Consider the following 13,261-nt stretch of genomic DNA (forward strand, 5'->3'; position numbering starts at 1 on the left):
TGCGGCATCCGCCGCAAACAGGCGCGGGCCTTGAGGTGACCAGACCCCAAGACCCGCTAACCAAACCAACTACCCAGGAGTAGTCGATATGGCTGTTGTCCATGGTAATGCAGTTTCCGCCCCCTATTCAAACCAGCGTCTCCGCCAGCAGCAGTTACTTTCCTTGATCGCGGTGTTGTGCGAACCGCGCCAAAACCGTTCCAGCACAGACATGCGCCGGCTGATCGTCGACAGCCGTCTGAACTGGTCGGTGGCGCCGGTCGACGCCACCACGTCATGGCTCTATCTGCCGCAAGCGGTGCGGGCGAGAGAGATTGCGGGCTGCTTAGTGCTCACCGCCGATTAAGGCGATAACCGGAGGCGGGGCCGTAGGGCCCCGGACCTGGTCTGCGTCGTTGCCCGAATGAATGTAACGATCTGGGTTTGTATTACTGATAGACAGACACGCGCCAAACCACTGAGCCAAGAGTGCCGCCGCAGACGGTACGTTGGACGATTGTTCCACTTGGCTCACCCCTCTCTGGCAGTTCGTAGCGTCGCGGCATCCATGCATTTGGGCTGGAATCACTGAGCCCGGCCTTTACTTTTTGCAGAATGCTATCTGGGAGTAAATTACCCCCCGTTTCCCCCTACCCCGTCGTCAATACATCAGGGTCAAGCAATGCGCCCAGGAAAGGACGCGCAGCTTGCTTGTCACCCTGCGACTCGGCGGGTAAATAAGCGCAGACAACGGATGCGCTCTGTTCACCCATGATGGCGGCGCCCACTTGCCATTGCTGCCGATCGGCCATTCGCCACAGTTGGAAATACGCCCTGCAGCGCCAGAGGTAAAAACCCGCCAGCAACAGTTCAAGAATGATCATGGCCGTGTCGTTGGTGTTTGACCATGCCAGGGCATTCTTACTGATATCCACGACAGCCAAAACAAAACCGATCATGTACAACACGCCGCGCACCATCGCCTGCCGTGACATCCATTGGCGCATCAGATCGGCCGAAAAGAAGTAGACATTACGCAAAGTAGACGCTTGGTATGGAACAGCAACGCCGAGGAGGTAGGCTTTGTCCAGATTGGGTGTGCTGTCGTAAAGCAGTTTGTTTTGCCCGCTCAAGGAGCTTAAGGACATGGACAGCAGCATGGGTTGCATGCCAATGACCAACAACCAAAGCATGGAGATGTACGAAGCCGTCTGACCAACCGCCATCGCCAACACAAACCCTGCGACAAACACGATTGTTTTGAGCGGCCGTTCCAGGAAGTAGCTGATGAAAGGTGGGGTGTAGTTCATCGCGATGACACTCGTTAAGGTTTCTCGTCACGCCAGAGGCGCTTCTGGATGTTGACATAATATTACGCCTACAGCCATCAAAACAGCATAAAAAGAGGGGACCTATGAGTGCCGCCGGGATGCCAACGCCGAAGGGGATAGGTCGATGCATAATGATATTGTTGAGCCCCGCTCGACGCCATACAGGGGGAGCGTCGCCTATGTACAAAACGCCACACAGACCATTTAATGCAAATTAGATATAACAACTTAGAATATATTAATCGAATAGTAATATTGGATGATTGCGCACCACAAAGTTAGCATGTTGACTTTATAACTAATAACTTTATTTGGTGCGACAATGAGAACTGCAGGATATATTACAGCATTGGCCCTGACGCTGGGCGTTGCGGGCCTGGCCCATGCCGATCAGCTCGATGACATCCAGCGCGATGGCAAAATCACGATTGGTGTTTTTGACAGCAATCCTCCCTTTGGCTTCGTGGACAGACACAGCAATGCGCTGACTGGTTACGACATCGACTTTGCCCGTGAAATTGCCCGCAAGCTGGGCGTGAAGCTGGAATTACAGCCGACTAACCCGGCAAACCGTATCCCGCTGCTGGTCTCGAACAAGGTCAATGTGATCGTGGCCGACTTCACCATTACGCCGGAGCGTGCCCAGCAAGTTGATTTCAGCACACCTTACTTTGTCGGTGGCCAGCAGTTCCTCGCGCCCAAGGGCAAGTTCCCTCACAAGGAAGACCTGGCCAATGCCCGCATCGGTGCGGTAAAGGGCACCACCGAAGAACAAGCTTTGCGCAAGGAGTTCCCGGGCGCCAATGTGCTTTCCTACGATGAGATCTCCCTGGCCCTGGTCGCGCTGCGCAATGGCAATGTCCAGGCCATCACCCAGGATGGCGCCCTGCTGGCCGGCCTGCTGGCCAAGGCGCCGGACAAGTCGCGCTACGCCATCCTGCCGTACACCTTGTCGGTGGAAAACATCGGTATCGCGGTCAACAAAGGGGAGTCCCGCTTACTGGGCAAGATCAACCAGACTCTGGTCGAACTGGAAAAGAACGGCACGGCCGTCAAGATTTACAACAAGTGGTTCGGCAAGGGCAGTGAAACCCCGCTGCCGCGTACCTTCAAGATTGCCATTCAGTAACAAAACAGCCCCGCCTCTCTGGCGGGGCTTCTGGTATCCCCATGATTCAGTTCAAAAAAGTCAGCAAGCAATTTGGCACTGTGCCCGTCCTGCAGGACATTGACCTGCACATTGCCACGGGTGAAGTGGTGGTGATCTGTGGCCCGTCCGGCTCGGGCAAATCGACGCTGATCCGCTCGATCAACCGCCTGGAGGAAATTGACGCCGGCGAGATCCTAGTCGACGGCTTGTCGGTGCACGACCCCTCGCGCAGCCTGAATGCCCTGCGTCGTGAAATCGGCTTTCTGTTCCAGCAGTTCAATCTTTATCCGCATTTGAATGTGCTGGACAACATCACGCTGGCACCGCGACGCCTGGCCGGGCAGTCCCGCGCCGCGGCGGAGGCGCGGGCCGTGGCTTTGCTGGAGCAAGTCGGCCTGAGCGAGAAACAGGCGGCGTTTCCGGCCAATCTGTCGGGAGGACAACAGCAACGCGTGGCCATCGCGCGGGCGCTGGCGCTGTCTCCGCGCATCCTACTGTTTGATGAACCCACTTCGGCGCTTGACCCGGAGATGGTCGGCGAGGTTCTGACCGTGATTCGGCAGCTGGCGCATCAAGGCATCACCCTGGTGGTGGTCACGCATGAAATGGGCTTTGCCCGCGAGGTGGCAGACCGTATCGTTTTCGTCGACAAAGGCCGCATCCTCGAACAAGCGACCCCGGCGGCTTTTTTCCGCCAACCCTCTCATCCGCGCGCCCGTCAGTTCCTGCAGCAACTAACCAGTCCCCTGCACCTGAGCGAGGCCAGCACATGAAGCATTACCACTTCGACTGGTCCGCGGTATGGAGCGGCCAGCCACTGACCTGGCTGCTGCATGGCGTGGGCGTCACCATGTTGCTGACCGTGCTGTCCTGCCTGCTGGCCAGCTTGCTGGCCGTGATATTGCTGGCGCTGCGCTTTGTGCCGTGGCGACCCGCAGGCTGGCTGGCCGCCGGCTGGATTCAGCTGTTCCGCAATACCCCGCTGACCGTGCAGATGTTGTTCTGGTATTTCGGCGCCCTCCCTCTGCTGCCAGAAGGACTGCGCAATGCGCTTGCCAACGGGCCCATCTTGTTGGGCCTGCCCCTGCCCAGCAGCGAGATGCTGACGGCGATATGGAGCCTGGGTCTATTCAGTGCGGCGTTTCTGGCCGAGGATCTGCGTGCGGGCGTCAGGGCCGTGCCCTTTGGCCAATGGGAGACCGTCCGCAGTCAGGGGTTTTCCACTTGGCCGGCCTTGCGGTATGTGATTTTGCCCCAGGCGCTGGCTCATGCCTGGCCACCTATGGTGAATCAGTACCTGAACGTGCTGAAGAACTCTCCGCTGGCGATGTCCATCGCCGTCGCAGAACTCATGTATCAGACCAATCAGATCGAGAGTTTCAACTTCCACGGCATCGAGGCTTATGCCAGTGCCTCGGTCCTGTATCTGCTGATCGGGCTGGCACTCAGTCAGTTGCTGCAACGACTTGGGCCCGCACCGCTTCATGACAAAGGGGTACCCCATGGCCGTTGAGCGGTTTCATTTTCAGGTCATCATCGATAACGCCCACTACCTGCTGGTCGGCAATCTGGCCCAGGGGCAGATCGGCGGGGTATTGCTGACCCTGTTGATCGCGCTGTCTTCCGGTCTGCTGGCGCTGATCATCGGCTTTGTACTGGCCCTGCTCTGCCGGTTTTTCCCGCGCCGTCTGGCGCCCGCACTGGGCACGCTGGGGGAACTCGTGCGTGGCATCCCTTTGCTACTGCTGATTTTCTGGCTCTATTTCCTTCTGCCCATGCTGCTCGGCCGCGGAGCACCGGATACGATCTCGGTCATTGCCGCGCTGGCACTGTTCAATGCCTTTAGTGTCATGCTGACGATCCTGTCGGGCCTGGCTGCCTTGCCCCCGGGCCAAAATGAAGCCGCCATGGCCAGTGGTTTCACGCATTGGCAGCGTCTGCGCTGGGTCCTGCTGCCACAGGCACTGAGTCATATCCTGCCTTCACTGGTCAATCTGTTCGTTGCCCTGATCAAGGATACTTCGCTGGCCTTTGTGGTCAGCGTACCCGAGCTGACCCTGGTCAGTAGCCAGATCAACAACCGCGAGCAGATCTATCCACTGGAAATCTTTCTCACTGCCGGGGCGATTTATTTTGCGTTGTGCAGCAGCCTAACCTGGGCAGCACACCAGTTGGAGAATCGGTTGGCCAGACGTCAGCTATCCATTGTCTGAACGGATACCTTCCTCAGGCAGCGCCAAATAAAAAGCCGGCACATGGTGTGCCGGCTTTCAGCTTGCTGACAACCCCATCTCCGCGAAGCGGAGGCCCCCTTGCAGGGCAAGGGCGGGGGGATGGGGATTCGATGGACAGGCTGCGAAATCAGCAAGCTGCCTCCGAGGACCGGCTTTGCCGGGCCCTCCGGAACCACCGCAAACCACTAAGTCAACAGCCTGAAAGCCGGCACATGGCGTGCCGGCTTTGTCTCTTCATCAACGTTATCGTCTTGCCGAAGCCAGACGACCCACCACCTCGACCAGCTTGTCGACCTCTTCGCAGGTGTTGTAGAACGCCAGCGAAGGCCGTACGGTGGCCTCCAGACCGAAACGACGCAAAATCGGCTGAGCGCAGTGGTGACCGGAACGCACGGCGATTCCCTCCTGGTTGAGTGCCTGGCCGACCTGCTCCGGGGCATACCCTTCCAGCACAAAGGACAGCACGCTGGTCTTTTCCCGCGCCGTGCCGATCAGCCTCAGACCGCGAATGGACTGCAGCCCGGCCGTGGCATACTCCAGCAAGCCATGCTCATAGGCAGCAATCGCTTCCAGACCGAGACCACTGACATAGTCCAGAGCCGCACCCAATCCAATGGCATCGGCAATATTACCGGTTCCCGCCTCGAAACGATTGGGAGGCGGCTGAAACAGCGTCCGCTCGAAGGTGACGTCGGCGATCATATTTCCCCCGCCCTGCCAGGGCGGCATCTCGTCCAGCAGGGCCTTCTTGCCGTACACCACCCCGATGCCGGTCGGGGCAAACACCTTGTGCCCGGAAAAGACGAAGAAGTCGGCATCCAGCACTGCCACATTGACCCGCAGGTGTGACACCGATTGCGCGCCATCGATCAGCACGCGCGCCCCGGCGGCATGCGCCATGGCGATGACCTCGGCAACCGGGGTCACCGTTCCCAGTGCATTGGATACCTGTGTCAATGCCACCAGACGAGTACGCTCGTTCAGCAACTGCCGCAGACCATCCAGCCGGATCTGGCCATCGTCATCGACTGGAATCACCTTCAGACTCGCCCCGACCTGCTGGGCAAGCTGCTGCCAGGGGACGATGTTGGCGTGATGTTCCAGGTGTGACACAACAATCTCGTCACCGGCGCGAATGTTCTGCCGCCCCCAGGTCGACGCCACCAGATTGATCGCCTCTGTCGCGCCCCGCACGAAAATGATCTCCTCCGCACTGGCAGCGCCAATAAAATGCGCCACCTTGTCCCGTGCAGCCTCGTAAGCCTCGGTCGCACGCGCTGCCATTTCATGCGCAGCCCGGTGGATATTCGAGTTTTCGTGTTGGTAGAAATACGCCAGACGATCAATCACCGCCTGCGGTTTCTGGGTGGTTGCCGCGTTATCCAGCCACACCAGCGGCTTGCCGTTGACCCGTTCGGCCAACAGCGGGAAATCACGCCGAATGGCGTGGATATCCAGCCCGTGCTTAGGCGCAGAGGCCAACTGCGGCGTCAGACCCTCGCGTCCCGGATGCGACCAGTCCTCGACAAAATAATAGCCGCCTGGCGCTGTCGGTTCGGGCGGAGCTAGCACCGCCGGACGTGCGGGTTCCAGCAGCAGTTCACGCAATGCGGCCTCTCCCGGCAAACCGAAAGACTCGGCCGTTACCCGATCATCGACCACGATGCCACGCTCCTGACGCTCAGCGAGGAAGTAATAGTCGGAAGGGGAACGGGGCGTCGCCTGACTGACGGAGGGAGAAAGGTGCTCTCCCGCGCGCGGCGCGTCCGGGCTGGCGCGCGCGGCCGCGTCGGCAGTGGCAGTCTCTCCGGGTAGCGCCGAGAAAAACTGGTTGGCCAGTCGGGCTAGCTCAGCCAGGTCCGGCAGCCCCGTCGGAGAGGACTCACTTGTAAGTGTCTGGATAGTCATGGTATTTGCCTATCTCGACGTCTTCGAGCACCGCCAGGGAATCTTCTGTCAGCACCGCCAGCGAGCAATACAGCGAGATCAGATAGGAGGCGATGGCATTGCGATTGATACCCATGAATCGGACAGACAGCCCCGGGCTTTGCTCGCCGGCCACGCCCGGTTGATACAAGCCGATCACACCCTGGCGTTTCTGCCCCACCCGCAACAGCAGAATGCTGGTCTTGCCATCGTTGATCGGCACTTTGTCGGACGGAATCAGCGGTACGCCGCGCCAGGTGATGAATTGCGAGCCAAACAGGCTGACGGTGGGTGGCGGCACGCCGCGGCGGGTGCACTCACGACCGAAGGCAGCGATGGCCAGCGGGTGGGCAAGGAAAAAGCCCGGTTCTTTCCAGACCTTGACCAACAGTTCGTCCAGGTCATCAGGCGTTGGCGCGCCAGTCAACGTCGAGATACGCTGCGCGTCGTCCACATTGGCCAGCAAGCCGTATTCCGGATTATTGATCAGTTCGTTTTCCTGGCGCTCCTTGATGATCTCGATGGTCAGACGCAGCTGCTCTTTGATCTGGTCGTGCGGGCTGCTGTAGAGATCGGAAACGCGGGTATGAACATCCAACACCGTCGTGACCGCGTTAAGGAACAACTCGCGTGGCTGATCCTCATAATCGACGAAGGTTTGCGGCAGTTCTGCTTCGTCGCGATGCGAGCATGCCACCTGGATTTCAGAAGCATTCTTCACCCGGTTGAGGCGGAAGATACCCGCTTCTACCGGCACCCACTGCAACAAAAGTGTCAGCCAGCGCGGGCTAATGCGCGACAGCTGGGGAACCGTTTTGGTGGTATTGGCAAGCTGCCTCGCGGCGTTATCACTGAGGGCCTGCTGAGCTTCCTGATACTGACTCATAATTGACTCCTGCACTTGTGATAATCATGGTGATCATGGCCAGTCTGTGCATGATCTGAAAACAGCAGAACGACTACTCCCTGGGTAAATGGGGACTGGCTCCTTCGATATCGTGGTCAGACCGGATGATATGGCTGCCCGGCGCCACACTGTGCGTCAGACGGACATTGCTGCCGATACTGGACCCCTGACCGATGGTGATGCGGCCAAGCACCGTCGCGCCGGCGTAAATCACCACCCCGTCTTCTACCACCGGATGGCGAGGCAACCCCTTGACCAGCTCTCCGGTTTCATTCACTGAGAAGCGCTTGGTACCGAGAATCACGCCCTGGTACATGCGCACATTGCGACCAATGATGGCGGTCTCACCAATCACCACACCGGTGCCATGATCAATAAAAAAACCGGGGCCGATGGTGGCCCCGGGATGGATATCGATACCGGTCAGACTATGAGCAATTTCGGTGATGATGCGGGCAACCAGCGGCGCACCCAGCCGATATAGCTGGTGGGCCAGCCGGTGATGAATGATGGCCAGAAACCCCGGATAGCACAGCAACACTTCATCAATGCTGTGCGCCGCAGGGTCCCCCTGATAAGCCGCCAGCGCATCTGCATCCAGCAGGGCCTTGAGCGCGGGAATCTGGCGGGCAAACTGGCCTACCAGTTGCCTGGCCGTCGGGTCTGGCTGACCCGCAGCCCCGGCAGTCAGGCGCCCGGCCAGCTCTCGGCCAACCTGCTCGCTTAAGCGATCCAGCACACTCGGCAAGGTCAGCGCCACATGCAGGTCCACCTCGTCCGCCGACAGTCCGGCCGGCCCCAGCCAGAGCGGAAACATCACGCCGGCCAGATCGCGCACCAGTGTCTGCAATACCTCTCGGGACGGATAAACCCGCGGTGCCTGTTGCGCAGAATGGGCGGCACACCAGGCCTGACGGGAAGTGCGCAACTCAGCCAGGACCTCATCCAGAGGCCAATGATCCTGAACCGGAAACTGACTCTGAATGATCCCTTGCATTGATCGCCCTCAGTCTTGAATCCAGGGTAAATGCCAGTGGCGCCAGCCACCCAGCGCACCGCGTTGCTGGTGCTCGTCCAGATCGCCCTCGAAGCCTTCGGTCACGTTGTAGACCTGGCCAAACCCGGCCTTGGTCGCAGCGGCAGCCGCGGCATGTGAACGTTTGCCACTGCGGCACAGCAGCACCAGCGGTTCATTTTTACTACCGGCCTTGCTTTCCAGCTCACGCAAAAAGCGCGGGTTGGTCGACAGACTGCTGCCAATTTGCCATGGCACATTGCTCACGCCCGGAACCCGGCCGACATAACGCAACTCTTCAGGCGTTCGCACATCAATCAGCACGACGGCCCCCTGTTCGAACAACGACCAGGCCTCCTGTGGCGTCAAACTGCCGGCATAGGGCAGCCCATCCGCCTGCCCGCGTTGTCGGGCCTGCTGCAAAAGTTGTACTGCTTCGCTCACGATATCGGTCTCGCCCGGATCGATGGGCAAGTCGGGGGAAACCCGCGAAGGGTTTCCGGAAAGAGAGATCTGGGCCATGTCTGCTCCTGTGCTTATCCACGTTGGCAAGAAGACTATAGCCGAGGCCTAATAGACCGTGAACGAATCAAAAATGCATTACTTAGCACCAATAGAGATATAAAACCTTGAAGAAGCAACCAATAATATGCCAAATATATATCGCACACAACGCTAGACTGAGATGGATTAGTGTTGAACTGAATCACCCCTTTTTCCTAAGCACAGGTCGTGTCTGGATTTCTGTGTAAACCCGCCGTGCAAGAGCCATGTCTCGATCGGCAGCTCTGGCCGAATAACAGACCCTCGCTCCAGCCCAAAATCACGCGATCAAACACTCCCCTCACGCTCAATCACCAAAATCCGCGCTTCGCCGCGCGGATGCGCGACATGCTCGCAACCCACCCCGGCGTAAAACACATCACCCACTTCCAGCGTCACGACTTGCTCGATACCAGACTCGCGATAATGCATGTCGACCGTGCCGTCGAGCACCGCAAACACCTCGTCGCCATCGTTGACGTGCCATTTGTACGGTTGGTCGGTCCAGTGCAGGCGGGTCGTGGTCCCGTTCATGTTGGCGATATCGACAGCGCCCCAGGCGCGCGCGGCGGTGAAATCCTTGCTGCGAATAACCTTCATGGATGGTCGCTCGTGAAGTGGTGGTGGATTCAGCGATGTTTGGCAGCCCTTCGCGTCGTCAACGTCAGGCTAAGAACCTCTAACAGAACACATTTCGCGGTTGGGTAGCGTGCGTTCGCGAAGCAACGCACGGCCTGTGGGCTCGCGCAAGACGTGCATTGCCTGCGGCGAATGCACACTACAAAACCTGAGCGGATGCCGGTCAGGCGCATGGTATGCATGAGGCGCTGCTGTTGGGATGGCTAACGAAGCGCCCCACCATCAATCTTCTTGGCGAGGGATGGCGGGTTGTCGCTTCGCGCCGAACCCGCCCTACAAAACTGGCATCCCCCACGTTGCCAAGCCGAGAAATCGTCACCGGTTCCTCGGCGCCGGCCAGGGAGGATGTCAGTCAATGCATTACAGCGAAGGCATCGTGTAGCCTTCGATTTTGGCGGCATTAACCAGGCTGCTCAGGTACTGATGCATCATTTTGCTGCCCGCCATCTTGGTCAGGTATTGCTGCAACTGTTCCTTGACGTCATCAAAACTGATCTGTTCGCCCGCGTGGCGCTCGTTGACCTGGATGATGTGGAACCCGAACTGGGTCTGAACGAGCTGCGGGTTGATCTGGCCGGCATCGGTGCTGAAAACGGCCTGTTCAAATTCCGGAACCATTTGGCCACGGCCAAAGCGGCCAAGGTTGCCGCCCTGTTTGCCCGACGGGCAGGAGGAATGCTGTTCAGCCAGCGAGGCGAACAGCGACGGTCGGGCTTGGACTTCGCTCAGCACGCCTTCGGCCTTGGACTTGGTCAGCATGTTGGACAGCTCGTCGCCGCCGGTCAGCGGGAACAGGATGTGGCTGGCCACGGCGGATTCGCCGCTGTTGAACCGTTCCGGATATTGCTCGTAAAACGCGCGGCAGGTGGCTTCATCCACCGGCTCGACTTGAATTTCCTTTTCCATCAGCGCGCCAATGGCTTCGCTGACATTGCTGGTGTCTAGACCTTCGGCACGGGCCTTTTGCAGCAACAGTTCACGCAGGATCAGTTCCTGGATGATGGCCTCGCGCGGCTCGGGGGCCTCGGCATTGTGGTTCTGCTCAGCCTGGATCATCTCTTCGGTGATTTCGACGCCGTTAACGAGAATGGACATGTGATTTTCCTGAATGAAAGGTTGGTACGCTGCAAGGGTACACGGCGTGTTGAATGAACGGAATAAATGAAGCCAATGCGGCGAATGTCAAGAGGGCGGGGGCGATGCAGCACAAGGTTTCATTTATGCAAGAATCCAGATCACGGTGTGGATCTGCGCTTAACCCACACCTCAAAACCCTCGCCCTACCCTTACGCCCCGCCCTGCTTTTTGGGGAGTTCGGGGTTCATCACGTCCCATGTCGCGGCGCTGGCGACGTGAAAATCCAGCATGGGCACGTAGCGCGCGCTGTCGTTGAGCGTGCCGGCCTTGATGCCCAGCAGGCCGGGAAGGTGGCTGAATTTGGCGAACAACTGCGAGCCGCAATGTGGGCAGAAACCTCTGCTGTGGGTATTGCCGCTATCGGCCGTTGAGGCGAAATACTTGGCCTCGCCGGAAATCACCACGTCTTTTTCCGGGAAAACCATGGCGGGCACAAACGCGCTGCCCGACGTTCTTTGGCAGTCTTTGCAGTGGCAATTCCCCGCAAAGACCGGGTCGACATCGACCGAATAGTGGATGCCGCCACAAAGGCACTGGCCAGCGTATTTTGAACGCACAGATTGCTCCGCGAGGGATGATGACGGCGTCAGCCTGCCAGCAAATTGGCCAATTCGTCCACCGCTTCCGCCCATTCGGCGTCGTCATCCAGCGCCTGTTTCAAGAAGGCGGACTGGGCGGCGGTCCAAAATGGCGCGTCGTGGATGCGCGTTTCGCGCGGCAGTGGGTGGCTGACGATGAAGGCGCGGATGGCGCCGATTTCAGCAGGCAGGCCCAGTTGGCTGAACAGGCTGGGCAGATCGTGGCGGCTGGTATCCATGGATCACACTCCGAGGGTATCCAGTCCAGCATAGACCGCGTCGCGCCCAGCCTACAAACCGTCAGGCGTAGGTGTCCACCCCAGTGGTGCCGGTGGTGCCGCCCGTGTCCGACGTGGCGGCCGTGCTGGTGGCGGTGCCGGCGTCGTTTTGATTATTGGCATTGGCGGTGGCATGAGTGCCCGTTTTGCCGCTTTGTGTCCGTTGGGTTTTCTTGCGTTGGCTTTGTTGTGCCTTTTGTTGCTGCAATTGGCTCAATTGCTTGTTCAACGCTTCGATCTGCTTTTTGATTTGCTGCAGCTGTTTCTCCAGCGTGGTTTTATCCGTCGCGCTGCTGCTGCTCGTGCTGCTACTACTGGAGGCGTTGATCTCTTGCGTCAGCGTGATTTCCGACGACTGCAACGTGCTGATCTGGCTTTGTATCGCCTGAATTTGCGCGTCGAGCGCGCTGCTGTTGTTGCTGCTGCCAGTCGATGCGCTCACGGTTTGGATATTCATGACCTGCTCCTTTTTGATCGATGACTCTCCTTTCATCGGCGGTGCAAATCATTTCTATGGTGACTTTACCTATTTTTACCATGAGAACAGCCGAAGAAAGGCCTGACATCTCCTAGGCATCGCTGTCAGCCAGAATTTGTTTCGTTTATTTCGCTTGTTTCGCTTATTTCGTTTATCTATACTCGCAACGTAATGAAGAAATGCCATACATGGCACCGCACCAGCACCACGAAAGGCTAGCCCCAATGAACGGATGCGGGACAACGCAATCGAAGACACACCGAGACGAGATAATGAACATGACAGTCAAACCCGACCTGCCGACAGAGGCCGAAGTAACCCTAGCCAAGGAAAGTAGCCGCCTACTTTCTCTGTATCTCAGCAGCCAGGAAGAAGCTCAGTCAATTCGGGTCATCGATCAAGCAGGAGAGCATGAAGCAGTACAAGTGCCGACAGCCGCCTATCGCCTGCTGATCGATATCCTGGCACAGATGGCTCAAGGTAATGCGGTAAGCCTTATCCCCGTTCATGCTGAGCTGACAACCCAAGAGGCGGCCGACATGCTCAATGTTTCACGTCCGTATCTGGTCAAATTGCTGGATGGTGGGGACATTCCCTTTCACAAGGTGGGAACGCACCGGCGCGTGTGTTACCAAGATCTAGCGCAGTACAAAAACCGGATCGATACGGAGCGATTGAAAGCCTTAGAGGAGCTGTCGGCCCAAGCACAAGAATTGAATATGGGCTATTAAATGACCAGTTTCTCGGCGGTGTACGACGCATGTGTCCTTTACCCTGCGCCCTTACGCGACCTGTTGATGCATCTGGCAATGACAGATTTATACCGAGCAAAGTGGACCGAACGGATACACGATGTGTGGATCAGGAATGTACTACTACACCGCCAAGATCTGACCACTGCGCAATTGCAACGCACTCGCACACTCACTCAGTCTGAATGGGCAAGAGCCTTCTAATGACACAAACACGAGTGTGGTATCGCTTTGCATTCTGTTGCACCCATTCCCACTTTTGCTATTCCAATAAACAAAACCCCAAACCCAGCCAAGGGTTTGGGGTTTTGCTT

Annotated in this window: 16 protein-coding genes; 6 read left to right on the forward strand and 10 right to left on the reverse strand. The window is 58.1% G+C overall.

Translation table 11 applies throughout. The features are described 5' to 3' along the window. Positions 1–88: 88 nt before the first annotated feature. Positions 89–346: a hypothetical protein gene (locus JOZ06_RS14850; RefSeq protein ID WP_293233784.1), complete on the forward strand. Its 258-nt coding sequence runs from the start codon at positions 89–91 to the stop codon at positions 344–346. A 283-nt stretch (positions 347–629) separates the two neighbouring features. Here the strand turns inward: JOZ06_RS14850 and JOZ06_RS14855 are convergent, their stop codons facing one another. Continuing rightward, positions 630–1,289 carry a hypothetical protein gene (locus tag JOZ06_RS14855; protein ID WP_293233786.1) on the reverse strand — a complete coding sequence of 220 codons (660 nt, stop codon included), beginning with the start codon at positions 1,287–1,289 and terminating at the stop codon, positions 630–632. Positions 1,290–1,659: 370 nt separating this feature from the next. Here JOZ06_RS14855 and JOZ06_RS14860 point away from each other — a divergent pair, with 370 nt between their 5' ends. Genes JOZ06_RS14860 through JOZ06_RS14875 form a run of 4 tightly spaced genes read left to right on the forward strand, consistent with a single transcriptional unit; the run spans position 1,660 to position 4,673 of the window. Further along, positions 1,660–2,439: an ABC transporter substrate-binding protein gene (locus tag JOZ06_RS14860; protein WP_293233788.1), complete on the forward strand. Its 780-nt coding sequence runs from the start codon at positions 1,660–1,662 to the stop codon at positions 2,437–2,439. A 41-nt stretch (positions 2,440–2,480) separates the two neighbouring features. Beyond that, complete coding sequence (locus tag JOZ06_RS14865; RefSeq protein WP_293233790.1) at positions 2,481–3,233, forward strand: amino acid ABC transporter ATP-binding protein; 753 nt, start codon at positions 2,481–2,483, stop codon at positions 3,231–3,233. Continuing rightward, entirely contained in the window at positions 3,230–3,973 is a 744-nt protein-coding gene (locus JOZ06_RS14870) for an amino acid ABC transporter permease (protein ID WP_293233792.1), read from the forward strand. Before JOZ06_RS14865 ends, JOZ06_RS14870 begins: the two co-directional genes overlap by 4 nt. Then, on the forward strand, positions 3,963–4,673 hold the full coding sequence (locus JOZ06_RS14875; protein WP_293233794.1) for an amino acid ABC transporter permease: 711 nt from the start codon (positions 3,963–3,965) through the stop codon (positions 4,671–4,673). Before JOZ06_RS14870 ends, JOZ06_RS14875 begins: the two co-directional genes overlap by 11 nt. A 264-nt stretch (positions 4,674–4,937) precedes the next feature. On the opposite strand, the gene JOZ06_RS14880 is transcribed toward JOZ06_RS14875, so the two are convergent. The 9 genes from JOZ06_RS14880 to JOZ06_RS14920 form a co-directional block, all read right to left on the reverse strand. Continuing rightward, positions 4,938–6,602 carry a family 2A encapsulin nanocompartment cargo protein cysteine desulfurase gene (locus JOZ06_RS14880; RefSeq protein ID WP_293233796.1) on the reverse strand — a complete coding sequence of 555 codons (1,665 nt, stop codon included), beginning with the start codon at positions 6,600–6,602 and terminating at the stop codon, positions 4,938–4,940. Further along, complete coding sequence (locus tag JOZ06_RS14885; protein WP_293233798.1) at positions 6,577–7,506, reverse strand: family 2A encapsulin nanocompartment shell protein; 930 nt, start codon at positions 7,504–7,506, stop codon at positions 6,577–6,579. The genes JOZ06_RS14880 and JOZ06_RS14885 overlap by 26 nt, the downstream gene beginning before the upstream one ends. A 73-nt stretch (positions 7,507–7,579) precedes the next feature. Beyond that, positions 7,580–8,524 (reverse strand): serine O-acetyltransferase EpsC, encoded by a 945-nt coding sequence (gene epsC, locus JOZ06_RS14890; RefSeq protein ID WP_293233800.1) that lies wholly within the window; start codon positions 8,522–8,524, stop codon positions 7,580–7,582. Between the two features lie 9 nt (positions 8,525–8,533). Continuing rightward, positions 8,534–9,064, reverse strand: coding sequence for a rhodanese-like domain-containing protein (locus JOZ06_RS14895; RefSeq protein ID WP_293233802.1), 531 nt, complete (start codon positions 9,062–9,064; stop codon positions 8,534–8,536). Between the two features lie 309 nt (positions 9,065–9,373). After that, entirely contained in the window at positions 9,374–9,685 is a 312-nt protein-coding gene (locus JOZ06_RS14900; protein WP_293233804.1) for a cupin, read from the reverse strand. A gap of 399 nt (positions 9,686–10,084) precedes the next feature. Continuing rightward, on the reverse strand, positions 10,085–10,819 hold the full coding sequence (locus JOZ06_RS14905; protein WP_293233806.1) for a peptidylprolyl isomerase: 735 nt from the start codon (positions 10,817–10,819) through the stop codon (positions 10,085–10,087). Between the two features lie 191 nt (positions 10,820–11,010). Further along, positions 11,011–11,418, reverse strand: coding sequence for a GFA family protein (locus JOZ06_RS14910; protein ID WP_293233808.1), 408 nt, complete (start codon positions 11,416–11,418; stop codon positions 11,011–11,013). A gap of 29 nt (positions 11,419–11,447) precedes the next feature. Continuing rightward, positions 11,448–11,678, reverse strand: a complete 231-nt coding sequence (locus tag JOZ06_RS14915; protein WP_293233810.1) for a DUF2789 domain-containing protein — start codon at positions 11,676–11,678, stop codon at positions 11,448–11,450. A 61-nt stretch (positions 11,679–11,739) separates the two neighbouring features. Then, positions 11,740–12,174, reverse strand: coding sequence for a hypothetical protein (locus JOZ06_RS14920; protein WP_293233812.1), 435 nt, complete (start codon positions 12,172–12,174; stop codon positions 11,740–11,742). A 299-nt stretch (positions 12,175–12,473) separates the two neighbouring features. On the opposite strand from JOZ06_RS14920, the gene JOZ06_RS14925 reads away from it, so the two are divergent. Then, on the forward strand, positions 12,474–12,926 hold the full coding sequence (locus tag JOZ06_RS14925; RefSeq protein WP_293233814.1) for a helix-turn-helix domain-containing protein: 453 nt from the start codon (positions 12,474–12,476) through the stop codon (positions 12,924–12,926). Positions 12,927–13,261 lie beyond the last annotated feature (335 nt).

The organism is Paludibacterium sp., from assembly GCF_019232825.1.
Lineage (GTDB): Bacteria > Pseudomonadota > Gammaproteobacteria > Burkholderiales > Chromobacteriaceae > Paludibacterium.